The sequence below is a fragment of the Streptomyces glaucescens genome (genome assembly GCF_002154375.1).
Classification (GTDB): Bacteria; Actinomycetota; Actinomycetes; order Streptomycetales; family Streptomycetaceae; genus Streptomyces; species Streptomyces glaucescens.
Genome location: NZ_MUND01000157.1, coordinates 1 through 24,766 on the forward strand (window position 1 = coordinate 1; position 24,766 = coordinate 24,766).

The window sequence follows — 24,766 nt, forward strand, 5'->3', positions numbered from 1 at the left end:
GGTGGTGGTCCGAGGGGTCTCGCAGGTGGCCTCGGCCAGGGTGACCGTGCCTTCGACCTCGGCCACGTTGAGTTCGAGGGGGTTGACGGAGACCGACAGTTCGAGGGCGGTGGCGGCGGCCGTGCGGGAGGTGGTCTCGCGGTGGGAGAGGTCGAGGCGGACCTCGCCCACGCCCGGTACCCGAACGTTCGTGGTGCCGCCGGAGGTCAGCGTCACCCGCTTGCCGAGAACCGTGACGGCGCCCAGCAGGTTCGACTCGGCCACGGGAGTCCGCCCCGCCTCGCAGGTCGCCGTCGACGTGACCTGCTCGACCTCGATCAGGGAGAGCAGGGGCAGGCCGGGGACGTGGACCTGGGCGTGGGCGAGGCGGGTGCTGCCCTCCGCCGTGCCGTTCTCCACCGTCGCCTTCGCCTGGGCCACCTCCGCGCGCACCACGCTGAACGGCTTGCCACCGTCGACTCCGTCCAGCTCCACGGTCAGCGCGGTCCGGTCCGCGCTCCGCGGCGCCCGGACCTCGTTGAGGGAGACCGCGAGGGGGACGTTCACGGTCTTGTCCAGCAGCGAGACGTCCAGCCCGGTGCGCAGGACCACCGCGGCGGCGCGGCCCTCGCCGGTGGTGGTGGGCGTCGCCCGGGCCAGGGCCGCGGGGCCGGCGGCCAGGGCGGTGGCGGTCGCCACGGTGACGAGTCTGCGTGCGGGCAGGCAGAAGCGGGTGGTGCCGTTCAAGGGGGACTCCCTGAAGAGACGTGCAAGGGACGCCGAAAGACTGTCGTACCGGGTCCGAACCGTCAGCGGTCCGACGGGAGTTCACCCCAACGGGAGTTCGCCGGACATCTCTTCGAATCCCGTGTCCCTCAGCCGACGACCCGTCCGTTCAGCACCACCCGCCGCGGCGCCGTGAGCACCCGGACGTCGGCGCGCGGGTCCTCCTCGTAGACCACCAGGTCGGCGGGGGCGCCCTCGTCGAGGCCGGGGCGGCCGAGCCAGGCGCGCGCCGCCCAGGTCCCGGCGGAGATCGCCTCGACGGCCGGGATGCCGGCCGTGACCAGTTCGGCGACCTCGGCGCCCGCCAGGCCGTGGGCGAGGGAGCCGCCGGCGTCGGTGCCGACGAAGACCGGGATGCCGGCGTCATGGGCGGAGCGGACGGTGTCGTAGCGGCGGGCGTGCAGACGGCGCATGTGGTCGGCCCAGCGCGGGAACTTGGTCTCGCCGCCCTCGGCCAGCTTGGGGAAGGTGGCGATGTTGACGAGGGTGGGGACGATGGCGACGCCCCGCTCCGCGAAGAGCGGGATCAGGTCCTCGGTGAGGCCCGTAGCGTGTTCGATGCAGTCGATGCCCGCCTCGACCAGGTCGCGCAGCGAGTCCTCCGCGAAGCAGTGCGCCGTCACCCGGGCGCCCAGGCGGTGGGCCTCCGCGATCGCCGCCTCGGCCGCCTCGCGCGGCCAGCACGCCGACAGGTCGCCGAGGTCGCGGTCGATCCAGTCGCCGACCAGCTTGACCCAGCCGTCGCCGCGCCGGGCCTCCTGGGCGACGTACGCGACCAGGTCGTCCGGTTCGATCTCCCAGGCGTAGTTGCGGATGTACCGGCGGGTGCGGGCGATGTGCCGCCCGGCCCGGATGATCTTCGGCAGGTCGTCGCGGTCGTCGATCCAGCGGGTGTCGGCGGCCGAGCCCGCGTCGCGGATCAGCAGGGTGCCCGCGTCCCGGTCGGTCAGCGCCTGCTTCTCGGCGACGTCCGCCGGGACCGCGCCGTGCGCGTCGAGGCCCACATGGCAGTGGGCGTCGACCAGGCCGGGCAGCGCCCAGCCGGTCACCGTGCGCACCTCACGGGCGCCGACGGGGCGGTCGTAGGTGATCCGCCCGCCGACGACCCAGAGTTCGTCGCGGATGTCGTCGGGTGTGACGAGCACCCGGCCCTTCACGTGCAGCACCGATCCATCGCTCATGCACCGCACCCTAGGGCCTGTCCGACAATCGCCGTTATCCGCCCGGGGGCCGCGGAGTCCGGTGCGTGCGATTCGCGCGAGGTGCGGGCTGCGACTCATCGTCGGCCGGTCCCGGACTCGCGGGCGCACCATCGCGTCGGCCGTCACGCGGACATGCACCGGCTCGTGGACGGCTGGTCGTGCCGGACGGCGTGCCCGCGGCCACCGCTGTGGTGCTGCGCACGGCCCGTGAGCCGGCGAAGGTCTGTTCCTGCGACGCCGAGACCGGCACGGCGCCCGACCGGAGGGTCAGCGGGTGTACGTGGCTTCGGCGGTGTCGAACTCCGGGGACCGGGCACCGGGCACGAACGGCATCGGACCGGGCGGCCCGGCGACACCGTACGACGGCTCGGCCGCCACGGCGGGCTCCTTGCCGGCGCCCTCGGAGCCGATCTGCGCGAACGCCGTCCGCAGAGCCACCTTGAGCCGCCGGGAGACCGGCCGCTCCACCCAGCGGTGCACCAGGTGCGCCAGCACCAGCATGCCCACGACGGTCCCACCGAGGAGCGCCCAGCGGTTCACCGAGTGCTGGAAGCGGTGGAAGATCTCCCAGCCGATGGACTCGTGCAGCAGGTACAGCGGGTACGTCAGCGCACCGGCCGCCGGCAGCCACCGCCAGTCGACCCGCCGGAACCACCCGAGCGCGACGCCCGCCATCACCACGAAGAAGACCGTGATCAGCACGGTCACGCCCCAGGCGGGGATGCGGTGCCCGACCCGCTCCAGGGTCCGGGACCAGGTCTCCATCACGGTGTGCTGCCCCATGACGTAGGAGAAGGCGACGATGCCCCACAGCAGCAGGTTCGGACCGAAGCGGTACATCAGGTAGAACGCCAGCCCGGCGATGAAGAACCAGCAGTGCGGCACGACCGTCAGATGGGCGAGGGGGCGGATGTCGTACCCGTCCGCCAGCAGCGCGACGGTCGCCCACGCCAGACAGAACGCCACGACCCGCCGATAGGTGAGCCCGCGCCACACGACCAGGGCGAACAGCAGGTAGAAGCGCAACTCGGCCCAGAGCGTCCAGTACACCCCGTCGACGTGGTCGACGCCCATCGGCCACTGAAGCATGGTCAGATTGACCAGCACATCGCGCCAGGCGAGCGGGTCGACACCGCCGGACACCTCGGTGACCACGACGGTCGTGGCGAGGACGGCGACCCAGTACGCCGGATACAGCCGGATCACCCGCGAGGTGAAGAAGTCGGGAAGACTGCGCCCCCAGCAGCTCATGCAGATCACGAAGCCGCTGATCATGAAGAACAGCTCCACGCCCAGCCATCCGTAGGCGGAAGGGCGGAACACCACCGGGAAGAGCCGTGCCTGCGCTCCCTCCCAGCCCTCCCCGAATGCCACATAGTGGTACGAGACGACCATCAGCGCGGCAATCAGCCGCAGCCCGTCCAGAACGACGATCCGGTCGCCGCCCGCCCTGCGGCGCGCAGCCCTCTTGCTCATTCGCACTCAGCTCTCCTGACAGCCCTCTGGGCTTACCTGCGGAGACGTCCGAGGCGAGCAACCAGCCGGGAAAGGCTACTACTTCCCCGCACGGCCGGATCGAGCCGGCCCGGCCCTCGCCCCCGAGGGGGCGGCCGACCGCCCACCGAGGGCATGACCCCTGCTGTCGCACGGTCGGAGGAACGCCGGCGGCACGCCCAGGCCGCAGGGACGACCGCCGATGCCCCACGGCCCCGGACGTCTCGTTCGCGAGCACCGGCCATCGCGCATGGGCGCCGTGTCCGTCCGCCACCGAGGACGAGGGTGCCGGCACGGAGACTGCCGGCGACCGCGAAGTGCGGCAGCCTTCTTCCTGGAACCACTCACCGGCGAGCCGCTGACCGAGCATTTCGCCGACTATCTGATCACGGCGGCCTTCCGCCGATGGCGGACGTCGCGGCCAGGGGGTGTCCGGCAGTTCCCGCCTGTCCCCGGGCGGGCGACGGGAATCGTCGGACAGGTCCTCGGTGAGCCGCTAGCCGGACTTCCCCACCTGGTCCGAGATCTCCTCCTCGACGTCCGCCATCGCGGGGTCGAGCAGGCGGGAGAGGAAGTGGCGGGTGCGTTCGTGGGCGGGGCGGGTGATGACCTGCTCGGGGTCGCCGTCCTCGACGATCACGCCGCCGTCCATGAAGACGACGCGGTCGGCGACCTCACGGGCGAAGGTCATCTCGTGGGTGACGACCATCATCGTCATGCCCTCCTGGGCGAGCATCCGCATCACCGCGAGGACATCGCCGACCAGCTCCGGGTCGAGCGCGGAGGTCGGCTCGTCGAACAGCATCACCTCGGGGCCCATGGCGAGGGCGCGGGCGATGGCGACGCGCTGCTGCTGACCGCCGGAGAGGGAGGACGGGTAGGCGTCCGCCTTCTCCGCGAGGCCGACGCGGGCCAGGTTCTCGGCGGCGACGCGGGCGGCCTCGGCCTTGTCCCGCCTGAGGACCCGGCGCTGCGGCAGCGTCAGGTTCTCGGTCACGGTGAGGTGCGGGAAGAGGTTGAACTGCTGGAAGACCATGCCGATCCGGCGGCGTACGGCGTCGATGTCGACGTCCGGGTCGGTGACCTCCGTGCCGCCGACGTACACCTGGCCCTTGGTGGGCTCCTCGAGCAGGTTCACGCACCGCAGCAGCGTGGACTTGCCGGAGCCGGAGGGGCCGATGACGCAGACGACCTCGCCCTGGCCGATCTCCAGGTCGATGCCGCGCAGCACCTGGTTGTCGCCGAAGGACTTGTGCAGGTCGCGGATCTCGATCTCGGGGCGGCTCATTTGACGGCCTCCTGGGCCTTCGCCTCCATGCGGCGTACGACGAAGCCGAGCGGGATCGTGACCAGCAGGTAGCACAGGCCGGCGACGAGGATCGGCGTGGAGTTGGCGGTCTGGCTGGCGAGGTCGCGGCCGAACTTGGACAGCTCCCGTTCCTCCAGGGTGACACCGAGGAACAGCACCAGCGAGGAGTCCTTGAAGAGCAGGACGAGTTCGTTGGTGAGCGGCGGCAGGATGACCCGGAAGGACTGCGGGAGGATGATCGAGATCATGGCGCGGGCGTGGGAGAAGCCCAGGGAGCGGGCGGCTTCCATCTGGCCCTTGGGGATGGCCTGGATGCCCGCGCGGAACGTCTCCGCCATGTAGGCGGCGGCGACCAGGCCGAGCGCGAGGGCCACCTTGCCGTAGGTGCCGCCGACGATCTCCGTGCCGGGGAAGGCGAGCGGGACGGCCACCCCGATGAAGATGAAGATCAGCAGGGCGGGCAGGCCGCGGAAGATCTCGATGTAGACGCCGGCCAGCCAGCGGTACGGGCCGACGGACGACAGCCGCATCAGCGCGATGACCATGCCCAGCACCAGGCCGACGGCGAAGCCGGACAGGGTGTAGAGCACGGTGTTCTTCAGCGCCAGCGTGATGACCTCGGGGAACATCTGCTCCGCGATGTCGGCTTGCGCGAACTGGTTGGCCAGCCGGTCCCAGTCGGCCGCGACCGCGAAGGCGATCACGGCCGCGACGAAGACGACGTACTGGGCACCGCGCGACAGGCTGCGCTTCTGACGCCGGGTCAGGCCCTTCTTCTTCGGCTGGAGTGCGGTGTCCGGGGCGTCCGGGCCCGTCATGAGGCGGACGGGGAGGCGGCGGACTCGTCGTACGGACCGATCCACTGCTCGTACAGCTTCTTGTACGTCCCGTCGGCCTTGGCGTCCGCGATGGCCTTGTTGATGGCCTCGCGCAGCTTGTCGTTGCCCTTCCTCACCGTGAAGCCGTACTGCTCGCCGGTGTTGATCTGCTCGGCGACCTCGAAGGCGTCGGCGTTGGCCTTGTCCTTCAGCCAGCCCTGGACCACCGGGTAGTCGATGACGACCGCCTCGACCTGGCCGGTGCGCAGGCCGTTGAGGACGGCGTCGGAGGACTCGAAGGAGACCGGGTCGAGGCCCTTGCTCTTGGCGTAGTCCTCGCCGGTGGTCTGCGCCTGGGCGCCGGCCTTCTTGCCCTTGAGGTCGGCGAAGGAGGAGATGCCGCTCTTCTTGTCGGCGAGGACCGCCTGGGTGGCGTCGAAGTACGGGTCCGAGAAGTCGACGTTCTTCTTGCGCTCCTCGGTGATGGTCATGCCGGCGGCGGCGAGGTCGCACTGGCCCGCGTTGAGGGAGCCACCCGTCTTGAAGTTCTCGAACGGCTGGTCGAGGATCTCCTGCTTCACGCCCAGGTCCTCGGCGACCAGGTCGATCAGCGCGACGTCGAAGCCCTGCACCTTGCCGTCGATCTCCGACTGGAAGGGCGGGTAGGGCAGGTGGGTGCAGGTGGTGAGCTGATCGGCCTTGACCAGTTCGACACCGCCGGCGGCGGTCTTCTTGCCGCCGTCGCCGTCGTCGCTGGACGTGCAGCCGGCTACGAGGACCAGCCCGGCCGTCGCGGTGGCGGCGACCAGGGTGCGGGCCCGGCGCCCGAGGACGGTGTTCACGGGGGACCTCCTGAAGGGACTGAGGGTTCCGATTATAAGGAAATGTTTGGGTCACTCAAATAGAAGTGATGCCGCTGGGGCGGTTCGGCCTGAGAAGTCGCGCCAGGTGGGCGGCGGGGGCCGCCCGGGCGGTTGACATGGGCCCGCTACCCTCGACGTCGTCCACCCCGTGCGGGAAGCCCCGTGAGCGAAGCCCGTCTCCCCGTGAGCGAGTCCTTCCCCGCCCGTGAGCGAAGAGAGCGCCGCCGTGACCCACCCCTTCCTCGACCTGCCCCCGCTGACCGCCGCGCACTTCGCCGCGATCGAGGACCGGGTCGCCCGGCTGCTGGACACCCGGCAGGACGTCGTGATCATGCAGGGCGAGGCGCTGCTGCCGCTGGAGGGGGCCATCCGGGGCACCGCCGGACCGGGCACGGTCGCGCTGAACGTGATCACCGGGCCGTACGGGCAGACCTTCGGGGACTGGCTGCGCGACTGCGGGGCCACGGTGCACGACCTCGCCGTGCCGTTCCACACGGCGGTGGCCGCCGAGCAGATCCGGGAGGCGTTCGCCGAGCACCCGGAGATCGACTTCGTCTCCCTGGTGCATGCCGAGGCGGCGACCGGCAACACCAACCCGGTCGCGGAGATCGGCGAGGTGGTCCGGGCGCACGGGGCGCTGTTCTACCTGGACGCGGTCGCCTCCGTCGGCGCCGAACCGGTGCTGCCGGACGCGTGGGGCGTGGACCTGTGCGTGATCGGGGCGCAGAAGGCGATGGGCGGCCCGGCGGGCGTGTCGGCGGTGTCGGTGAGCGAGCGGGCGTGGGCCCGGATGGCGGCCAACCCGCGGGCGCCGCGCCGCTCCTACCTCTCGCTCCTCGACTGGAAGGAGCGCTGGGTCGACGGCGGCCGCAAGGCGCTGCTGCACGCGCCGGCGCAGCTGGAGATGCTGGCGCTGGAGGCGTGCGTCGAGCGGATCGAGGCGGAGGGGCTGGAGACGGTGATGGGCCGTCACCGCTCCGCCGCTGCGGCGACCCGCGCGGGCGCGGCGGCCCTGGGCGGGGGCCTGGAGCCGTACGTCCACCAGGCGGCGGAGGCGGCCCCGGTGGCGACGACGCTGCGCGCCCCGGCGGGCGTGGCGGCCTCGGACCTGGTCGCCCGCGCCCTGGCGAGCGACCCGGTGCTGCCGCTGGCCGCCGGGGGCGGCGCCCTGGCGAAGGAGATGATCCGGGTCAATCACTACGGGCCCGACGCGACGCCGGGCGCGGTGCAGGCCTGCCTCGCGGCGCTGGGTGCCGCGCTGGCCGAGCAGGGCGTCCCGGTGGACCTGGAGGGTGCGCGGCGTGCGGCGGAGGACGCCTGGCGCTGAGCCCGGGCCGCCCCTCCGGGGGCTCGGCCCCCGGACCCCCGGCCGCCCGAACGGCCTCGTACCGCATCGCCGGACGGACCGGACGGCGCGCACCCGCCGTGTCATGCTCCCGGCATGACCACCGACGAGCTTCAGACCCTTCCCGACGGCCGCCCGGTGCCGTTGATGACCGGTGGCGAGCGCCCCGTGCTCGAAAGCTGGCTGGACTTCCACCGCGCCACCCTGGAGCTGAAGTGCCGGGGCCTGACCGACGCGCAGGTGCGGCTCGCCTCGGCCGAGCCGTCGGGGCTGACGCTGCTCGGGCTGGTGCAGCATCTCGCGGAGGTGGAGCGGAACTGGTTCCAGCGGGTGTTCGCCGGGCTGGACGTACCGCCGGTGTTCGAGGAGGAGACCGGGTACGCGCTCGATCCCGCGCGGGGGCTGGACGAGGCGCTGGCGGTCTGGCGGCGGGAGATCGCGCGCGGGCGGGAGCTGGCCTACGGGCGGTCGCTGGAGGACACCGGGCGGCTCACCGGCGGGCCGCTGGACGGGGTCGAGGTGAGTCTTCGGGCGGTGTTCATTCATCTCATCGAGGAGTACGCGCGGCACAACGGCCATGCGGACATCCTTCGGGAACGTATTGACGGAGTTACCGGGACCTGAATTCAGGGTTCTTATACAAATTAAATCGGTGGCAGCTTCCCTTAAGCTTCTGCCCCGTTCCTCCAGCCCTAAACGCAAAGATTTTGCGAACGCCGTGCGGCGCAATTGGGGCGGAACTCGTGAGGGTGACACGGGTGTGACGCGTTACACAGCGCGCCGGTTTTGCGGCAAAAATCCCGGACAAAACCGAGCAATGCTCATCGCACGTGCCCGCGTGATAACACAGGACCCCTTCACACCCAACCCCCAGCGGCCATGCATCTTTGAATTCCGCTCGGTAAATTGAATTCGCATGACTGCCGCACCAGCAGACACACCTGCAGACCTGCACATCGACCGCCCGTCGGTGGCGGACGGAGCCGCTTTGTGGCGACTCGCCAAGGAATCCGGAAATCTCGACCTGAACTCCTCCTACAGCTATCTGCTGTGGTGCCGGGACTTCGCCGCGACCTCCGCGGTGGCACGTGACGGCGACGGGAAGCCCATCGGGTTCATCACCGGATATCTGCGGCCGGACCGTCCGCGGACCCTGCTCGTGTGGCAGGTCGCCGTCGACGGCGCGCACCGCGGCCGCGGCATCGCGGCCCGGCTGCTGGACGGGCTCGCCGCCCGGGTGGCGGCCGAGCTGGAGGTGATCTGCGTGGAGACCACGATCACCCCGGGCAACACCGCGTCCGAGCGGCTGTTCACCTCCTTCGCCGCCCGGCACGGCGCCCGCGTGGAACACGAGGTCCTGTTCGACACCCCGCTGTTCCCGGACGGCCCGCACGACCCCGAAGTCCTGTACCGCATCGGCCCGTTGACCCCCCACCTCTCGCACTGAGGAGCGATTCGTCGTGACCATCACCCAGCCCGACCTGAGCGTCTTCGAGACCCTGGAGTCCGAGGTGCGCAGCTACTGCCGCGGCTGGCCCACCGTCTTCGACCGGGCACACGGCAGCCGTATGTACGACGAGGACGGCCACGAGTACCTCGACTTCTTCGCCGGAGCCGGGTCGCTCAACTACGGCCACAACAACCCGGTGCTGAAACGGGCGCTGCTCGACTATCTGGAGCGCGACGGCGTCACCCACGGCCTGGACATGTCGACCACCGCCAAGCGCTCGTTCCTGCGGACCTTCCAGGACCTGGTGCTGCGCCCGCGGGACCTGCCGTACAAGGTGATGTTCCCGGGCCCGACCGGCACCAACGCGGTGGAGGCCGCGCTGAAGCTGGCCCGGAAGGTGAAGGGGCGCGAGGCCATCGTGTCCTTCACCAACGCCTTCCACGGGATGTCCCTCGGGTCGCTCGCCGTGACCGGCAACGCCTTCAAGCGGGCCGGTGCCGGCATCCCGCTGGTGCACGGCACGCCGATGCCGTTCGACAACTACTTCGACGGCACCGTCCCGGACTTCCTCTGGTTCGAGCGGCTGCTGGAGGACCAGGGCTCCGGGCTGAACAAGCCGGCCGCCGTGATCGTGGAGACCGTGCAGGGCGAGGGCGGCATCAACGTGGCGCGCGCGCAGTGGCTGCGGGCGCTCGCCGAGCTGTGCGAGCGGCAGGACATGCTGCTGATCGTCGACGACATCCAGATGGGCTGCGGCCGTACCGGCGCCTTCTTCTCCTTCGAGGAGGCGGGCATCACCCCGGACATCGTGACCGTGTCCAAGTCCATCAGCGGCTACGGCCTGCCGATGTCGCTGTGCCTGTTCAAGCCCGAGCTGGACGTGTGGGAGCCGGGCGAGCACAACGGCACCTTCCGCGGCAACAACCCGGCGTTCGTCACGGCCACCGCCGCCCTGGAGATGTACTGGACCGACGGCTCCGCCATGGAGAAGCAGACCCGGGCGCGCGGCGAGCAGGTCGAGCAGGCGCTGGTCTCCATCACCGAGGAGAACCTGTCCGACGTCCGGGAGTACCGGGGCCGGGGCCTGGTGTGGGGCCTGGAGTTCCACGACAAGGGCCGCGCCGAGCGGGTGGCGCGCCGCGCCTTCGAACTCGGCCTGCTGATCGAGACCTCCGGCCCGGAGAGCGAGGTCGTCAAGCTGCTGCCCGCCCTGACCATCACCCCGGACGAGCTGGACGAGGGACTGACGACCCTCGCCCGCGCCGTCCGTGAGACCGCCTGACCAGGAGGCTGTGCAAGACCATGATCGTCCGTTCTTTCAAGGAGATCGAAGGCACCGACCGGCATGTGAAGGCCGCGTCGGGGACCTGGGAGAGCAAACGCATCGTCCTCGCCAAGGAGAGGGTCGGCTTCTCCCTGCACGAGACGATCCTCTACGCGGGCACCGAGACGTCGATGTGGTACGCCAACCACATCGAGGCCGTGGTCTGCGTCGAGGGCGAGGCCGAGCTGACCGACCACGAGACCGGGCAGAGCCACACCATCACGCCCGGGACCATGTACCTCCTGGACGGCCACGAGCGGCACACGCTCAAGGTCAAGGAGGACTTCCGCTGCATCTGCGTGTTCAACCCGCCGGTCACCGGCCGGGAGGACCACGACGAGAACGGCGTCTACCCCCTGCTCACCGAACCCGAGGAGGTGTGATCACCATGACCATGACCACCACCACGAGCACGACCGCCACCGTCACCGATCTCTACCCGACCCGGGGCACCAGCGAGGTGCTGGTCCCGCGCCAGGACCCGGTCGTGTGGGGCGCGCCCGACGCGCCCGGCCCGATCGACCCCGCCGGTCTGCAGTCGTTCGAGCGGGACGGCTTCCTCGCCATCGACGAGCTGATCTCGAAGGACGAGGTCGCCGTCTACCGGCGGGAGCTGGAGCGGCTGGTCGCCGACCCGGCGATCCGCGCCGACGAGCGTTCCATCGTCGAGCCGAAGTCGAACGAGATCCGCTCCGTCTTCGAGGTGCACCGGATCAGCGAGGTGTTCGCGAACCTCGTACGCGACGAGCGGGTGGTGGGCCGCGCCCGGCAGATCCTGGGTTCGGACGTCTACGTCCACCAGTCGCGGATCAACGTCAAGCCCGGCTTCGGCGCGAGCGGCTTCTACTGGCACTCCGACTTCGAGACCTGGCACGCCGAGGACGGCCTGCCGAACATGCGGACGGTGTCCGTCTCGATCGCGCTGACCGAGAACTACGACACCAACGGCGGGCTGATGATCATGCCCGGCTCGCACAAGACGTTCCTGGGCTGTGCGGGCGCCACACCGAAGGACAACTACAAGAAGTCGCTGCAGATGCAGGACGCGGGCACGCCGTCCGACGAGGCGCTGACCCAGCTGGCCTCCGAGTACGGCATCCGGCTGTTCACCGGCAAGGCCGGTTCGGCGACCTGGTTCGACTGCAACGCCATGCACGGCTCCGGGGACAACATCACGCCGTTCCCGCGCAGCAACGTCTTCATCGTGTTCAACAGCGTGGAGAACACGGCGGTCGAGCCGTTCGCGGCGCCGGTGCGCCGGCCCGAGTTCATCGGGGCGCGGGACTTCACACCGGTGCGGTGACCGTGCGGGTGCGCTGAGGCGGCATACGGGAGCGGGCGGTGTCCTCGGGACACCGCCCGCTCCCGTGTCCGGTCAGCCCGCCAGCGCGTCCAGCAGCCGGTCCACCTCCGCGGCCGTGTTGTACAGGTGGAAGGCCGCGCGCAGGTTGCCCGCGCGGTCGGACACCTCGATGCCCGCCTCGCTCAGCCGCGGCTGGCGCGAGCCCAGGCCGGGCACGGAGACGATCGCCGATCCGGGGGCGGACACCGGCTGGTGGCCGAGCGAGGCGAGCCCGGCCCGGAACCGGTCGGCGAGCGCCATGTCGTGGGCGTGCACGGCGGCCACGCCCAGTTCCTCGATCAGGTCGAGCGAGCGGCGCAGCCCGGCGAAGGTGAACAGGGCGTGGCTGAGGTCGAACCGCCGGGCGCCGTGCGCGTACTCGGCGACCGGCCCGTAGGTGCTCTCCCAGGGCTTCTCCCCCGCGACCCAGCCCGCGAGCAGCGGGGTCAGGCCGCCGAAGTCCTCCGGGACGACGAGGAAGGCCGCGCCGTGCGGGCCGAGCAGCCACTTGAAGGAGACGGCGGCGCTGAAGTCGTGGGCACCGGCGTCCATCGGCAGCCAGCCGGCCGACTGGGAGAAGTCGACGTAGGTGCGGGCCCCGTGGGCGCGGGCCGCGTCGCGCAGGGCGGGCAGGTCGGCGAGCCGCCCGTCGGCCGACTGGACGGCGCTCACCGCGACGAGCGCGGTGCCGGGACGGACGGACTCGGCGATGCGCTCCAGCGGGACCGTGCGGACCTTGAGGTCGCCGCGGACGTGGAACGCGTTCAGCACCGAGGTGAAGTCGCCCTCCGCGGTGAGGACCTCGGCACCGGCGGGCAGGGAGGCGGCGATCAGCCCGGTGTGCGCGGCGACGGACGCGCCCAGGGCGACCCGGCCGGCCGGCACGCCGGCCAGTCGGGCGTAGGCGGCCCGGCAGGCCTCGACGTCCTCGTACAGCGAGGTCAGCGGCCTGCCCTCGGCCCGCAGCAGCGCCGCCTCGTGCAGGGCGGTGACGGCACGGGCCGGCAGCAGGCCGTTGCTCGCGGTGTTCAGGAAGGTGGACGTCGGGGTGAACTCGGCACGGACGAGGTCTTCGAAGGCACTCCCGGAGATCTTCATGGATCCACTGTGGTCCCCGGACGGTCTCTCGTCCATTGCGAATTTTTGCCCGGTTTCCCTAAGCGCTGCTTATGCAACAGCTCCGACCTGCGACTCTGTCCGTCGTCACGACGGCTGGGGCACCGCGCAGCCGTCCGGGCCGCACGCGTCCGCCGCGCCGTCGTCGAGCAGCCGGAGCGGCGAGCGTTCGCCCCACGCCTGGCCGAGTGCCTGGGCGAAGACCTCGGCGGGCTGCGCGCCGGAGATGCCGTACTTGCGGTCGAGGACGAAGAACGGCACGCCGGTGGCGCCGAGCCGCGCGGCCTCCTGCTCGTCGGCGCGGACCTCGGCGGCGTAGGCGTCGGGGTCGGCGAGCACCGCGCGAGCCTCATCGGCGTCCAGTCCCGCGGCGGCTGCGATCCCGACCAGCCGCTCGGTGTCGTCGAAGACGGACCGCTCCTCGGCGAAGTTGGCCTCGTACATCAGCTGGATCAGCTCGCCCTGGCGGCCGTACTGCTTGGCGTGGTGGAGCAGGCGGTGCATGTCGAAGGTGCTGCCGTGGTCCCGGCCGCGGGTGCGGTAGGCCAGGCCCTCGGCGGCGGCCTGGACGCCCAGGTTGTCCTCGGCGGCCTGGGCCTGCTCCTCGGAGATGCCGTACTTGCTCGCGATCATCGGGACGACCGGGCCGGTGTCGCCCTTGGGGCGCCCCGGGTCCAGCTCGAAGGAGCGGTGCACCACCTCGATCTCGTCACGGTGCGGGAAGGCCGCCAGCGCCTTCTCGAAGCGGGCCTTGCCCACGTAGCACCAGGGACAGGCGATGTCGCTCCAGATCTCGACGCGCATGGTCTCGGCTCTCCAGCTGTTCCGGTCTCGGTACGGAGACTCCCTCCGCGAAGGTAGGTGAACCTTCAACCGGCCGGATTCATTCCCGGCCGGCCCGCCGCCCCCTCAGGCGTCGTCCCAGCCGCCCGCTCGGCAGCCGCCCAGCCGCCCGCTCAGCTGCCGTCGCGCAGATCGTCCGGCCAGCCGGGCCGGAACGCGATGTGGTCGTACGTCACCACGCAGCCCTCCCCGAGCGGCGACTGCGTCATGAACCCGACCAGGGCCGCCCCGGTCTCCTTCTCGTCAGCCAGCGTGAACAGCCGGACGAAGGTCCACCGCTCACCGTCCCGGGAAGCGTGGAAGGCGAAGGCGCGGCCCGTGCGGCTCACCCGAAGCCAGATCGAACTCCCCTCCACGGTGAAGGAGTTGACGTCGTCGGAGTGCCCCCGGGTGACCACCGTGCAGACGGTGGGCACGTCCGGGGAGTACTCCAGGCACAGCTTGGCCCAGGCCCGGTCGCCGACATGGACGTAGAGCACCCCGGCGTCGAACGCCGCGCCGAACCCGACCGTCACCCGCGCGATCAGCTGGAAGTCCCCCTCCGGCGCCCCCAGCAGCCGGGGCGCGTCGGAGGCCGGTTCCAGCGCCTCCCCGACGGGCGGCACGAACCGGTCCTGCCGGGGCCCGGCCCACCCGGTGAGCACCCCGTCCTCGTAGGACCAGTTCCCGTCGGGACCGTAGGTACGCAGGGGGAAGGGGAGTTCGGGTATGTCCATGTCCATCGTCATATTCTCCCAAGGGCCTGGAGCGCGCCCTCCGGCGCTACCGCTCCAGCGCCCCGTCCACCCGCCGGGGCAGCCCCAGCGGATTGTCGTCCCGCAGCTCGGCGGGCAGCAGGGCCTCGGGCGTCCCCTGGTAGACGACGGGCCGCAGCCACCGCTCGATGGCGGTCCCGCCCACCGAGGTGGACGTCGACGTCGTGGCGGGGTACGGCCCGCCGTGGTGCTGCGCCGCCGCGACGGCGACCCCCGTCGGCCACCCGTTCACCAGCACGCGCCCGGCCAGCGGCGTCAGCTCGGCGAGCAGCTCCGCGCCGCTCCCCTCGCCCGCGGCCTCCTCGGCGGACAGGTGCACGGTCGCCGTGAGGTTGCCGGGCAGCCGGGACAGCACCGCCTTGGCCTCGTCGGCGTCCCGGTAGCGGGCGACGACCGTCACCGGCCCGAAGCACTCCTCCAGCAGCAGGTCGTGCTCGCCCTCCCGGGCCAGCTTCCCGGCGGGCACGGTCAGGAAGCCGGGGCTCACGGTGTGCTCCCCGCCCGCGCCCGGCGTCACCGGCGCCTCGACCTCCGGCAGCTGGGCCCGCTCGGCGACCCCGGCGACGAAGTTGTCCCGCATCCGGTGGTCGAGCAGCACTCCGGCGTCGACGGCGCTCACCGCGTCGGTGAGGGACTTGACGAGCTGGTCGCCCGCGTCACCGGCCGGCGCGAGGACGAGTCCGGGCTTCACGCAGAACTGGCCGACGCCGAGCGTCATGGACCCGGCGAGCCCGCTGCCGATGGCCTCGGGGCGCTCGGCCGCCGCGGCCTCGGTGACCAGGACGGGGTTGAGGGAGCCCAGCTCGCCGTGGAAGGGGATGGGGACCGGGCGGGCGGCCGCCGCGTCGAAGAGGGCCCGGCCGCCCCGTACGGAACCGGTGAACCCGGCGGCGGCGACCAGCGGGTGCTCGATCAGTTCGATGCCCGCCCGGAAGCCGTGCACCAGGCCCAGCACGCCCGCCGGGATGCCGTGCTCGGCGGCGGCCTCCCGCAGCACCTCGGCGACCTGCTCGGACAGGGCCGGGTGGTCGGGGTGGGCCTTGACGACGACCGGGCAGCCCGCGGCGAGCGCGCTCGCGGTGTCGCCGCCCGGCACGGAGAAGGCGAAGGGGAAGTTGGACGCGGAGTAGACGGCGACGACGCCGAGCGGGACCTTGTAACGCCGCAGGTCGGGGATCGGCGGGGTGGCGGTGTCGTCGGGGTGGTTGATGACGACGTCGAGGTAGGCGCCCTCCTCGACGATGTCCGCGAAGGCGCGCAGCTGGTAGCAGGTGCGGGCGAGTTCGCCGGTGAGCCGGACCGGGCCGAGCGCGGTCTCGGCGTCGGCGGTCTCGACGAGCCGGTCCTTGGCGGCGTCGAGGCGGTCGGCGGCGGTCCGCAGGAAGGCGGCGCGGAGGGCGCGGTCGGTCAGCGCGCCCCGGGCCTCGTGGGCGGCGCGGACGGCGGCGTCCACGTCCTGGGCTGTGGCCTCCACCGCAACCTGTTCCCGCTGCTTCCCGGTACGGGGGTCGACACTCCAGACTGGTGCTGCTGCCACCACGGGTCCCTCCCAGTATGTCGCCCGCCCGGCAGGGGCGTTCGATATACTGAACACTGTCTCTGATGATGAACGATCGAGAGACTATTTCCCGTCCAACGAAGGGGTCAAGGGCGATGTCGGCAGGCGAGACGGGCGGCGGAGCGCAGGTCAAGTCGGCGGTGCGGACGGTGGAGCTGCTGGAGTACTTCGCGGCCCGCCCCGGTATGCACTCCCTGGCGTCGGTCCAGGAGGCCGTCGGGTACCCCAAGTCCAGCCTCTACATGCTGTTGCGCACGCTCGTCGAACTCGGCTGGGTCGAGACCGACGCGACCGGCACCCGCTACGGCATCGGCGTGCGGGCGCTGCTGGTCGGCACCTCCTACATCGACGGCGACGAGGTGGTCGCGGTCGCCCGGCCGACCCTGGACCGGCTCTCGGACGACACCACCGAGACCATCCACCTGGCCCGCCTCGACGGCACCAACGTGGTCTACCTGGCCACCCGTCAGTCCCAGCACTACCTGCGCCCCTTCACCCGCGTCGGCCGACGGCTGCCCGCCCACTCGACCTCCCTCGGCAAGGCGCTGCTGAGCACCTACAGCGACGAGCAGGTCCGCAAGATGCTCCCGGAGACGCTGCCCGCGCTCACCGAGAACACCATCACCGACCGGGAGAAGCTCATAGCGGAGCTGCACCAGGTGCGCGAGCAGGGGTACGCGGTCGACCGCGAGGAGAACACCCTGGGCCTGCGCTGCTTCGGCGTGGCGATCCCCTACCGCACCCCGGCCCGCGACGCGATCAGCTGCTCGATCCCGGTGGCCCGGCTCACCCCCGCCCACGAACAGATGGTCAAGGACGCGCTGTTCGACGCGCGGGACCGGCTGACCCTGGCGACCCGGAGGCTCTGACCGTGCAGCTGGCACTCCGCCCGGTCCACGACAGCGACCTGCCGGTCTTCTACCGGCAGCTGAACGACCCCGAGTCCCTGCGGATGGCCGCGTTCACCCCGCAGGACCCGGCCGACTGGGACGCCTTCACGGCCCGGTGGCAGGGCATACGCTCCTCCGCCGACGTGCACGCCCGCACGGTGCTGCTCGACGGTGACGTGGTGGGGAACGCGGCGGTCTACGGCGTCCCCGGCGAACGCGAGGTCACCTACTGGGTGGACCGCGCCTACTGGGGCCGCGGCGTGGCCACGGCCGCCCTGCGCGCCCTGCTCGCCGAGGTCACCGAACGCCCGCTGTACGCCCGCGCGGCGGCCGACAACACGGGGTCGCTGCGCGTGCTGGAGCGGTGCGGATTCCGGGTGCGCGCCCGGGAGCGGGGGTACGCACAGGCGCGGGGCGAGGAGATCGACGAGGTCGTCCTGAAGCTGGAGGACTGAGCCGGGGCTGGAGCGGGGGCCGAGCCGGAGCTGAAGCCGGACGGCTGAGGCCGACGGCCGCGGCGAGGCCCCGCTCGGCGGAGGGCTCCTCCCCCGCGCGGCGGAGGCGGATCGTCGCGGGGCAGGACGTGTGCCACGGGGTCCGCGCGGGAGCGTGGAGGCATGACGCAGACAGTCGCCGTTCCCGCGCGGACCGGCAGCTCCCCCGCCACCACCGACCGGCCCCGCAGGATGCTGCGGGCCGTCGCCGTCGTCTCGTGCCTGCCGTATCTGAGCCTCAAGGCCGCCTGGATCGCCGGGAGCCGGCTCGGGATCCCGGACGGCAGCGTGCTGCTGGAGCACCGCACCGCCGTGGCCGTGGCCAACGGCGTCACCGTCCTGATGGACGCGTGCGTGATCGTACTGGCGCTGGTGCTGACCCGGCCGTGGGGCCGGCGGCTGCCCGCGTGGCTGCTGACCGTGCCGATGTGGGTGGCGACCGGGCTGCTCACCCCGATCATGACGGGCTTCCCGGTGCAGCTCCTCGTCACCGCGTTCGGCGGCAGCGTCGACGCGACCGACGACAGGGGCGAGCCCTTCCTGCACACCTGGGTGTTCGGCGTCGTCTACGGCGGATTCATCGTGCAGGGCCTCGCCCTCGGGACGCTGTTCGCGCTCTACGCCCAAGGCCGCTGGGGCCGGCTGTGGCAGGGCCCGGTGTGGGACCAGTCGCGGGCCGTCCTCGGTACCAGGGCCCAGAGGACGGCCGCCGTCGCCGCGGCCGTCCTCGCCGTGCCGCCGCTGACCGCGCACCTGCTGTGGGCCTGCGGCAGCACCGTCGGCCTCAACGACGACCTGACCGCCGACCGGTCCAGCGACTTCCACGTCGTGGAGGCCCAGTCCGCGCTCTTCGTCGCGGTCGCCGTCGCCGCCGGTCTGATGCTCGCCTTCCGGCGCGGGCGCGCGCTGCCGGTCCGGGTGCCGCTCGTCCTCGCCTGGATCGCGTCCGCGGCCGTGGCCTGCTGGTCGGGGTGGCAGGCGGTTGCCTCGCTGGTCGTCACGGAGAGCGCCGCGGAACGGCCCACGCCGCTGATGAACCTCGCCTACGCTGGCGGGATGATCGTCGGCATACTCGTCGCGGGCCTGGCCGTCCGCTTCCTCGTCGCGCGCTCGGCGGCCACCGGCCGGCCCACGGCGTGAGGGCGTTCCTCCGGGCACTGTTCGGGCGGCGGGCGCGCCGGCGCTGGATCCATCTGATCCTCGGCGGCGCGCTCGCCATGCCGTACGTGTTCGTCGGCCAGCTCGTCGTCGGGCCCGCCATGGACGCCCGGTACGTCTTCCAGGACCTGTTCCTGCAACTGGCCTCGTTCGCCGTCGGACTGCCGCTCGCCGCCGTCACCGCCCTGTTCCCGCTGACCCGGCCGCTGGAGTCCGGCGCGGTGCGCTGGCTGTGCGGGGTGGCACCGGACCGGCTCGCCTACGGCCCCGCCCGCTCGCGCGCCGCCAAGGGCCGTACGGCGGCCTGGTTCACCCTGCATCTGGGGCTGGGCGGGATCATCTCCGGGATGTCGCTGGCGCTGCCGCCGTTCGCCGTCTTCCTGATCCTGCTGCCTGTCCTCGCCCTGTTCCACGCCGACGGGCTCGAGCTGCCCGCGTCCCTCGACCACACCTGGGTGGTCGCGCTGGCGCCGGCCGCGGGCGTGGCGTCGCTGCTGGCGCTGGCGGCCTGCGCGGCCGGCTGCGGCGCGCTGCTCGCCCGCTGGGCTCCCGCGCTGCTCGGCCCGGCACCCGAGGACCGGCTGGCCGCCGCCGAGCGGCGCGCCGCCGACCTGGCCGTGCGCAACCGGCTCGCCCGTGAGCTGCACGACTCCGTCGGTCATGCGCTCAGCGCGGTCACCCTCCAGGCGGGCGCCGCCCGCCGGGTGCTGGACAGCGACCCGGAGTTCGTGCGCGAGGCGCTGGCCGCGATCGAGGACACCACCCGGCGCACGGTGGGCGAACTGGACGCGGTGCTGGGCGTGCTGCGGGACGGCGACGCCCCCGGTACGGCTCCCGCGCCCACGCTCGACGCCGACCTCGACGGCCTGCTGCGCCGTACCCGCGCGGGCGGCCTGCGGGTGAGCTGCGACCTGGGTGTGGATCCGGCCGCGCTGCCGCCGCTGCTGTCCCGTGAGGCGTACCGCATCGTGCAGGAGGGGCTGAGCAACGCCCTGCGGCACGGCGCCCCCGGCGACCGCGCGGGCGGCGGGGTGGCGCTGCGGGTGGTGCGGGCCGGCGACCGGCTGGAGATCACCGTCGAGAACCCGCTGAGCGGGCCCGCCCCGTGCCGCCCCGGCGGCGGGCACGGGCTGCGCGGCATCGCCGACCGGGCCCGGCTGCTGGGCGGCACCGCGCAGGCGGGCCCGGCCGGCGGGGCGTGGCGGCTGCGCGTACGTCTGCCGATGAAGGATCCCGCGTGAAAGGACCCCTGTGACCGCCCCTTCCCCCGTGCGCGTCGTCCTCGCCGACGACGAGCGGATGGTCCGCACGGCGCTGCGCGCCATCCTCGCCGCCGAGCCGGACCTGGAGGTCGTCGGCGAGGCGGCGACCGGCGCCGAGGCGGTGTCGGTGGTGCGTGAGCTGCGGCCGGACGTCGTGCTGATGGACGTCCGGATGCCCGGGATCGACGGGATCCGGGCCACCGAGCAGATCCTCGCCACCGTGGCCGTGCCGCCCCGGATCGTGGTCGTGACGACCTTCGAGAACGACTCGTACGTGTACGACGCGCTGCGTGCCGGTGCCGCCGGGTTCCTGCTGAAGCGGGCGGACGCGGACGCGCTGGTGCAGGCGGTCCGGCTGGTGGCGCACAGCGACACCCTGCTGTTCCCGTCGGCCGTGCGGGAGCTGGCGGTGCGGCACGCGCAGGCGCACCCCGCGCCCCCGCCGTGGGCGGCGAGGCTCACGGCCCGGGAGAGCGAGGTGCTGCGGCACATGGCGGGCGGGCTGACCAACGCGGAGATCGCCCGGCGGATGGAGGTCGGTCCGGCGACGGTGAAGTCGCATGTGGCGGCGGTCCTGGCGAAGATCGGCGTGCGGGACCGCACGCAGGCGGTGATCGCGGCGTACGAGGCGGGCTTTCTGAGGACCGGATGAGAAAACGGGCGGAAGGGAACGTTCCTCCCGGTCCCGCTCGTCTGTCCGGACGGCATGAACAAGACGATCAGGCGCGCGTCGGTCTTCGCGCTGCTCCTGGTGTTCGCCCTGCTGGTGAGGGCGACCTGGGTGCAGTTCCACAAAGGCCAGGCGCTGGCGGACGACAAGAACAACCGGCGGAACGTGATCGAGCTGTACAGCGAGCCGCTCGGCAACATCGTCGTGGGCGGTGAGGCGGTCACCGGCTCGGCGCGGACGAAGAGCGGGGACCTCAGATACAAGCGGACGTACAAGGACGGCGCGCTCTACGCGGCGGTGACCGGCTACAGCTCGCAGGCCTTCGGCGCCACTCAGCTGGAGGGCATCTACCAGGACCTGCTGGACGGCACGGACTCGCGGCTGAAGACGGTGCTGGACACGGTCACCGACAAGCGCTCCGACCCCGGTGACGTGATCACCACGATCGACCCGGAGGTCCAGCGGGCGGCGTACGAGGCGCTGGGCGACAAGAAGGGCGCCGCCGTCGCCATCGACCCGGGGACCGGGCGGATCCTGGCGGTCGTCTCCACCCCGTCGTACGACCCGTCGGAGATCACCACCGGCGACTCCGAGGCCTGGACGCGGCTCACCAAGGGCGAGGACAAGCCGATGACCAACCGGGCGCTGCGCCAGCCGCTGCCGCCCGGCTCCACCTTCAAGCTGGTGGTCGCGGCGGCGGCGCTGGAGGACGGGCTGGTCTCCTCGGTGGACGAGCGCACGGACAGCCCGGACCCCTACCCGCTGCCGCAGTCCTCCAAGAACCTGACCAACGAGAACCCGAACGCGCCCTGCGAGAACGCCTCGCTCCGCGTGGCGCTGCAGTACTCGTGCAACAACGTCTTCGGCAAGATGGCCGTCGACCTCGGCCAGGACAAGGTCCGCGCGATGGCGGAGCGGTTCGGCTTCAACGACGCCGAGCAGGACGTCCCGGTGCGCGCGTACGAGAGCGTGTATCCGGAGGACATGGACGAGGCGCAGACGGCCCTGTCCGGCATCGGCCAGTTCGATGTCACCGCGACGCCGCTGCAGATCGCCATGGTGTCGGCGGCCATAGCCAACGGCGGCGAGCTCGTCCAGCCGCACATGGTGTCGCAGATCACCGACCACAGCGGCGATGTGCTGGAGGACTACGACGACGACCCGGCCGGCCGGGAGATCGTCAGCCCGGAGACGGCCGAGCAGCTGCAGTCGGCGATGCGGACGGTCGTCGAGGAGGGCACCGGTACCAACGCGCAGTTCCCCGGCGCCACGGTCGGCGGCAAGACGGGTACCGCCCAGCACGGCGAGAACAACAGCAAGACGCCGTACGCCTGGTTCACCTCCTACGCCAAGTCCGACACCTCGGACGAGGAGGTCGCCGTGGCGGTGGTGGTCGAGCAGTCGGACGCGGCGCGTTCGGAGGTCAGCGGCAACGGGCTGGCCGCGCCGGTGGCGAAGGCCGTGATGCAGGCCGCACTGAAGGACTGAGCGTGGGCCGCGCGACCGGTCCGCGGGCCGTCCGCGGCCGGTCGCGCGGTTCCCCGCGCCCCTTCGGGCGCTTCAGTGCACGCCGAGCAGCTGCTCGACCGGATCGATCGCGAAGTAGACGAGGAACAGCGCCGAGGTGCCCCACAGCAGCCAGTGGACCTCCCGGGCCCTGCCCAGCACGGTCTGGATGACGACGTAGGCGAGGAAGCCGGCGCCGATGCCGTTGGTGATGGAGTACGTGAACGGCATCACGGCGATGGTGAGGAACGCCGGGACCGCGATCTCGTACCGGTCCCAGTCGATGTGCTTGACCTGCGTCATCATCAGGAATCCGACGGCGACCAGGGCCGGTGCCGCGGCCTGGAGCGGGACGATGGTGAGCAGCGGGGTGAAGAACAGGGCGAGGGCGAACAGGCCGCCGGTGACGAGGTTGGCGAAGCCGGTGCGGGCGCCCTCGCCGACGCCGGCGGCCGACTCGATGTAGGAGGTCGCGGAGGAGGCGGAGGCCGCGCCGCCGGCGACGGCCGCGGCGCCGTCGATGAGCAGGACCCGGCCGAGGCCGGGCACCTTGCCGTCCTCGTCCAGCAGTCCGGCCTCCGCGCTGATGCCGACGACGGTGCCCATGGTGTCGAAGAAGTCCGACAGGATCAGCGTGAAGATCAGCAGGAGGACGGTGACGACGCCGACCTCGGGGGCGCTGAAGGCGCCGAACAGGCTGAAGTCGCCGATGAGCCCGAAGTCGGGGGCGTCGACGATCCGGTCGGGCCACTCGGGTGTGGTGAGGCCCCAGGTCTCGACGTCGGCGAGGGCGTTGATGACGAGGGCGACGACCGTCATGGCGACGATGCTGACGAGGATGGCGCCCTTGACCTTGCGGGCGAGCAGTCCGGCGGTCAGCAGCACCCCGAGGCAGAAGACGAGAATCGGCCACCCGGTGAGGCTGCCGGAGCCGCCGAGCTGAACCGGCACGGTGGTGTTCGCGGCGTCGGGGACGCGGCTGACGAAGCCGGCGTCGACGAAGCCGATGAAGGCGATGAACAGGCCGATGCCGACGCTGATGGCCTGCTTGAGCGGCTGCGGGATGGCGTGCATGACGGCCTCGCGCAGCCCGGTCACCACCAGCACGCAGATCAGCAGGCCTTCGAGGACGACGAGGCCCATGGCGTCGTCCCAGCTCATCAGCGGGGCGATCTGGAAGGCGACGACGGCGTTGAGGCCGAGTCCGGCGGCGAGTGCGAGCGGGAGGTTGCCGCCGATGCCCATGACGACGGTCATCACCGCGGCCACCAGGGCGGTGGCGGTGGTGAGTTGGACCGGGTCGAGCAGTTCGCCGTGCCGGTCCTTCGCGGTGCCCAGGATGATCGGGTTGAGGACGAGGATGTAGGCCATGGTGAAGAACGTGGCGAACCCGCCGCGTATCTCCCGGCCGATGGTGGATCCCCGTTCGGAGACCCGGAAGTACCTGTCGAACATGGCGGATGCTCCTCGGCGCCTGCTGGTTCGGGTGCGGATGCTGGCTGGATTGTTCCCGGGCCGAACCCATCGCGGGTTTTCTCCGTGTTACGGAACGGAGTTCGGTCCGCCATACGGCATTCGAAACCCCGTACGGCGCGCTGGTACAGTTCCGGATCTCGTCCTGGCGTACGGCTGTTCGACGCCGGGGAATCGCTACGAGGAGAGACCGCCCGTGGGCACAGTCGTCGACGACGCCGCCTCCGTGGAGTTCCATGCCTTCTTCGAGCGCCACTACACCGAACTCGCCCGCCTCGCGCACCTGCTGACGGGCGAGGCGGACGCCGCCGACGACCTCGCGGCGGACGCCCTGCTGGCGCTGTGGCACCGCTGGGACCGGGTGCGCGCGGCCGATCATCCGGTGGCGTACGCGCGCGGGGTGGTGGCCAATCTGGCCCGCACCCGCATCCGCGGCGCGGTGCGCGAGCGGCGCCGGATCGCCCTGTTCTGGTCGCAGCGCGAGGAGAGGACCGAGAACCCGGACGTCGCGGGTGTCGTCGACGTCCAGGACGCGCTGCGCCGGCTGCCGTTCCGCAAGCGGGCCTGTGTGGTGCTGCGGCACGCCTTCGACCTCTCGGAGAAGGACACCGCCCTGGCCCTGGGCGTGTCGGTGGGTACGGTGAAGAGCCAGACCTCCAAGGCAATCGCCGAGCTGCAGAGACTGCTCGGCACACAGCAGGCTTCACAGCGGGTGCATGCCGCGATGGCGCGGACCGGCCAGGCCGCGGGAAGGGACCGATGATGCGGCGGGACGTGCACGACGAGCTGCGCGCCCGGCTGCGGGAGGCGGCCGAGGCGCATCAGCCGGACCGGGCGCGCATGCTGGCCCGGATCGAGCGCGGCATGACCGAGGAGGTCCGTCCGGCCGCCCACCGGGCCACCCGGCCACCGGTGTTCGGCTGGCTGCGGGTGGCCGGGGCCACCGCCGCCGTCGCGGGCGTGCTCGCCGTCGGCGGGTACGCGGTGGCGTCCGCCGTGAAGTCGGACGACACTCCCCCGCAGGGCACGGTCGCGGTCACCGCGACGCCCACCCCGTCGCCGGAGGCGACCAGCAGGCCGCCCGCCTTCCCCGCGGACCCGTCGCCGAGCGCCCCGCCCACGCGGCGGG

Annotated in this window: 24 protein-coding genes and 1 pseudogene; 14 read left to right on the plus strand and 11 right to left on the minus strand. The window is 72.0% G+C overall.

Going from position 1 to position 24,766, the window contains the following annotated elements; genetic code table 11:
* From CCN42_RS11950 to CCN42_RS11975, 6 genes are all read right to left on the minus strand, one after another.
* On the minus strand, window positions 1-726 hold a 726-nt coding region (locus CCN42_RS11950), incomplete at its 3' end, for an SCO1860 family LAETG-anchored protein (RefSeq protein ID WP_169731441.1).
* A gap of 128 nt (window positions 727-854) precedes the next feature.
* A complete protein-coding gene (locus CCN42_RS11955; protein ID WP_086735241.1) occupies window positions 855-1,946 on the minus strand; it encodes an amidohydrolase family protein in 1,092 nt (363 codons plus the stop codon).
* 288 nt (window positions 1,947-2,234) lie between these two features.
* Window positions 2,235-3,443 carry an acyltransferase family protein gene (locus CCN42_RS11960; RefSeq protein ID WP_086735242.1) on the minus strand — a complete coding sequence of 403 codons (1,209 nt, stop codon included), beginning with the start codon at window positions 3,441-3,443 and terminating at the stop codon, window positions 2,235-2,237.
* A gap of 514 nt (window positions 3,444-3,957) precedes the next feature.
* Complete coding sequence (locus tag CCN42_RS11965) at window positions 3,958-4,749, minus strand: amino acid ABC transporter ATP-binding protein (protein ID WP_086735244.1); 792 nt, start codon at window positions 4,747-4,749, stop codon at window positions 3,958-3,960.
* Window positions 4,746-5,588, minus strand: a complete 843-nt coding sequence (locus CCN42_RS11970) for an amino acid ABC transporter permease (RefSeq protein ID WP_086735246.1) — start codon at window positions 5,586-5,588, stop codon at window positions 4,746-4,748. The genes CCN42_RS11965 and CCN42_RS11970 overlap by 4 nt, the downstream gene beginning before the upstream one ends.
* The gene (locus CCN42_RS11975) at window positions 5,585-6,430 is read right to left on the minus strand and encodes a transporter substrate-binding domain-containing protein (RefSeq protein ID WP_086735247.1); all 846 of its coding nucleotides are present in this window, start codon (window positions 6,428-6,430) and stop codon (window positions 5,585-5,587) included. Before CCN42_RS11975 ends, CCN42_RS11970 begins: the two co-directional genes overlap by 4 nt.
* A 247-nt stretch (window positions 6,431-6,677) precedes the next feature.
* Between CCN42_RS11975 and CCN42_RS11980 the strand changes: the two genes are divergently transcribed.
* The 6 genes from CCN42_RS11980 to thpD all read left to right on the plus strand — a co-directional run bounded on the left by CCN42_RS11980 (window position 6,678) and on the right by thpD (window position 11,873).
* Complete coding sequence (locus CCN42_RS11980; RefSeq protein ID WP_086735279.1) at window positions 6,678-7,778, plus strand: pyridoxal-phosphate-dependent aminotransferase family protein; 1,101 nt, start codon at window positions 6,678-6,680, stop codon at window positions 7,776-7,778.
* A gap of 114 nt (window positions 7,779-7,892) precedes the next feature.
* Complete coding sequence (locus tag CCN42_RS11985) at window positions 7,893-8,420, plus strand: DinB family protein (protein WP_086735249.1); 528 nt, start codon at window positions 7,893-7,895, stop codon at window positions 8,418-8,420.
* A 292-nt stretch (window positions 8,421-8,712) separates the two neighbouring features.
* Complete coding sequence (ectA, locus tag CCN42_RS11990; RefSeq protein ID WP_086735251.1) at window positions 8,713-9,243, plus strand: diaminobutyrate acetyltransferase; 531 nt, start codon at window positions 8,713-8,715, stop codon at window positions 9,241-9,243.
* Between the two features lie 13 nt (window positions 9,244-9,256).
* Window positions 9,257-10,528: a diaminobutyrate--2-oxoglutarate transaminase gene (ectB, locus tag CCN42_RS11995; protein WP_086735253.1), complete on the plus strand. Its 1,272-nt coding sequence runs from the start codon at window positions 9,257-9,259 to the stop codon at window positions 10,526-10,528.
* A 20-nt stretch (window positions 10,529-10,548) separates the two neighbouring features.
* The gene (locus tag CCN42_RS12000) at window positions 10,549-10,953 is read left to right on the plus strand and encodes an ectoine synthase (protein ID WP_086735255.1); all 405 of its coding nucleotides are present in this window, start codon (window positions 10,549-10,551) and stop codon (window positions 10,951-10,953) included.
* Window positions 10,954-10,964: 11 nt separating this feature from the next.
* Window positions 10,965-11,873: an ectoine hydroxylase gene (gene thpD / locus CCN42_RS12005; protein ID WP_211294683.1), complete on the plus strand. Its 909-nt coding sequence runs from the start codon at window positions 10,965-10,967 to the stop codon at window positions 11,871-11,873.
* A gap of 72 nt (window positions 11,874-11,945) precedes the next feature.
* On the opposite strand, the gene CCN42_RS12010 is transcribed toward thpD, so the two are convergent.
* The 4 genes from CCN42_RS12010 to CCN42_RS12025 all read right to left on the minus strand — a co-directional run bounded on the left by CCN42_RS12010 (window position 11,946) and on the right by CCN42_RS12025 (window position 16,163).
* Complete coding sequence (locus CCN42_RS12010; RefSeq protein WP_086735257.1) at window positions 11,946-13,010, minus strand: aminotransferase class V-fold PLP-dependent enzyme; 1,065 nt, start codon at window positions 13,008-13,010, stop codon at window positions 11,946-11,948.
* A 105-nt stretch (window positions 13,011-13,115) separates the two neighbouring features.
* Window positions 13,116-13,832, minus strand: a complete 717-nt coding sequence (locus CCN42_RS12015) for a DsbA family oxidoreductase (protein ID WP_086735259.1) — start codon at window positions 13,830-13,832, stop codon at window positions 13,116-13,118.
* A gap of 152 nt (window positions 13,833-13,984) precedes the next feature.
* A complete protein-coding gene (locus CCN42_RS12020; protein WP_086735283.1) occupies window positions 13,985-14,593 on the minus strand; it encodes a DUF1349 domain-containing protein in 609 nt (202 codons plus the stop codon).
* Window positions 14,594-14,633: 40 nt separating this feature from the next.
* Window positions 14,634-16,163 (minus strand): aldehyde dehydrogenase (NADP(+)), encoded by a 1,530-nt coding sequence (locus CCN42_RS12025; protein WP_086735261.1) that lies wholly within the window; start codon window positions 16,161-16,163, stop codon window positions 14,634-14,636.
* A 116-nt stretch (window positions 16,164-16,279) separates the two neighbouring features.
* Between CCN42_RS12025 and CCN42_RS12030 the strand changes: the two genes are divergently transcribed.
* The 6 genes from CCN42_RS12030 to CCN42_RS12055 all read left to right on the plus strand — a co-directional run bounded on the left by CCN42_RS12030 (window position 16,280) and on the right by CCN42_RS12055 (window position 22,146).
* Window positions 16,280-17,053, plus strand: a complete 774-nt coding sequence (locus tag CCN42_RS12030) for an IclR family transcriptional regulator (protein ID WP_086735264.1) — start codon at window positions 16,280-16,282, stop codon at window positions 17,051-17,053.
* Window positions 17,054-17,055: 2 nt separating this feature from the next.
* The gene (locus tag CCN42_RS12035; RefSeq protein ID WP_086735266.1) at window positions 17,056-17,529 is read left to right on the plus strand and encodes a GNAT family N-acetyltransferase; all 474 of its coding nucleotides are present in this window, start codon (window positions 17,056-17,058) and stop codon (window positions 17,527-17,529) included.
* Window positions 17,530-17,691: 162 nt separating this feature from the next.
* Window positions 17,692-18,708, plus strand: a complete 1,017-nt coding sequence (locus CCN42_RS12040) for a hypothetical protein (protein WP_086735268.1) — start codon at window positions 17,692-17,694, stop codon at window positions 18,706-18,708.
* Complete coding sequence (locus CCN42_RS12045) at window positions 18,705-19,967, plus strand: sensor histidine kinase (protein WP_086735269.1); 1,263 nt, start codon at window positions 18,705-18,707, stop codon at window positions 19,965-19,967. The genes CCN42_RS12040 and CCN42_RS12045 overlap by 4 nt, the downstream gene beginning before the upstream one ends.
* Before the next feature lie 10 nt (window positions 19,968-19,977).
* Window positions 19,978-20,640 (plus strand): response regulator transcription factor, encoded by a 663-nt coding sequence (locus CCN42_RS12050; RefSeq protein ID WP_086735271.1) that lies wholly within the window; start codon window positions 19,978-19,980, stop codon window positions 20,638-20,640.
* Window positions 20,641-20,694: 54 nt separating this feature from the next.
* Entirely contained in the window at window positions 20,695-22,146 is a 1,452-nt protein-coding gene (locus CCN42_RS12055; protein ID WP_086735273.1) for a peptidoglycan D,D-transpeptidase FtsI family protein, read from the plus strand.
* A gap of 72 nt (window positions 22,147-22,218) precedes the next feature.
* Here the strand turns inward: CCN42_RS12055 and CCN42_RS12060 are convergent, their stop codons facing one another.
* The gene (locus CCN42_RS12060; RefSeq protein WP_086735275.1) at window positions 22,219-23,619 is read right to left on the minus strand and encodes an NCS2 family permease; all 1,401 of its coding nucleotides are present in this window, start codon (window positions 23,617-23,619) and stop codon (window positions 22,219-22,221) included.
* A gap of 214 nt (window positions 23,620-23,833) precedes the next feature.
* On the opposite strand from CCN42_RS12060, the gene CCN42_RS12065 reads away from it, so the two are divergent.
* Together CCN42_RS12065 and CCN42_RS12070 are read left to right on the plus strand one after the other, a co-directional pair.
* Window positions 23,834-24,400 (plus strand): SigE family RNA polymerase sigma factor, encoded by a 567-nt coding sequence (locus CCN42_RS12065; protein WP_086735277.1) that lies wholly within the window; start codon window positions 23,834-23,836, stop codon window positions 24,398-24,400.
* Window positions 24,397-24,766, plus strand: a pseudogene (locus CCN42_RS12070) (hypothetical protein); the annotation flags it as partial. The gene CCN42_RS12065 and the pseudogene CCN42_RS12070, both read left to right, overlap by 4 nt.

Excerpts from the sequence above, each read along its gene's own strand:
- CCN42_RS11955 (WP_086735241.1), bottom strand. The coding sequence starts at position 1,946 with ATGAGCGATGGATCGGTGCTGCACGTGAAGGGCCGGGTGCTCGTCACA.
- CCN42_RS11960 (WP_086735242.1), bottom strand. The coding sequence starts at position 3,443 with ATGAGCAAGAGGGCTGCGCGCCGCAGGGCGGGCGGCGACCGGATCGTC.
- CCN42_RS11965 (WP_086735244.1), bottom strand. The coding sequence starts at position 4,749 with ATGAGCCGCCCCGAGATCGAGATCCGCGACCTGCACAAGTCCTTCGGC.
- CCN42_RS11970 (WP_086735246.1), bottom strand. The coding sequence starts at position 5,588 with ATGACGGGCCCGGACGCCCCGGACACCGCACTCCAGCCGAAGAAGAAG.
- CCN42_RS11985 (WP_086735249.1), top strand. The coding sequence starts at position 7,893 with ATGACCACCGACGAGCTTCAGACCCTTCCCGACGGCCGCCCGGTGCCG.
- ectA (WP_086735251.1), top strand. The coding sequence starts at position 8,713 with ATGACTGCCGCACCAGCAGACACACCTGCAGACCTGCACATCGACCGC.
- CCN42_RS12000 (WP_086735255.1), top strand. The coding sequence starts at position 10,549 with ATGATCGTCCGTTCTTTCAAGGAGATCGAAGGCACCGACCGGCATGTG.
- thpD (WP_211294683.1), top strand. The coding sequence starts at position 10,965 with ATGACCACCACCACGAGCACGACCGCCACCGTCACCGATCTCTACCCG.
- CCN42_RS12010 (WP_086735257.1), bottom strand. The coding sequence starts at position 13,010 with ATGAAGATCTCCGGGAGTGCCTTCGAAGACCTCGTCCGTGCCGAGTTC.
- CCN42_RS12015 (WP_086735259.1), bottom strand. The coding sequence starts at position 13,832 with ATGCGCGTCGAGATCTGGAGCGACATCGCCTGTCCCTGGTGCTACGTG.
- CCN42_RS12020 (WP_086735283.1), bottom strand. The coding sequence starts at position 14,593 with ATGGACATGGACATACCCGAACTCCCCTTCCCCCTGCGTACCTACGGT.
- CCN42_RS12030 (WP_086735264.1), top strand. The coding sequence starts at position 16,280 with ATGTCGGCAGGCGAGACGGGCGGCGGAGCGCAGGTCAAGTCGGCGGTG.
- CCN42_RS12040 (WP_086735268.1), top strand. The coding sequence starts at position 17,692 with ATGACGCAGACAGTCGCCGTTCCCGCGCGGACCGGCAGCTCCCCCGCC.
- CCN42_RS12055 (WP_086735273.1), top strand. The coding sequence starts at position 20,695 with ATGAACAAGACGATCAGGCGCGCGTCGGTCTTCGCGCTGCTCCTGGTG.
- CCN42_RS12060 (WP_086735275.1), bottom strand. The coding sequence starts at position 23,619 with ATGTTCGACAGGTACTTCCGGGTCTCCGAACGGGGATCCACCATCGGC.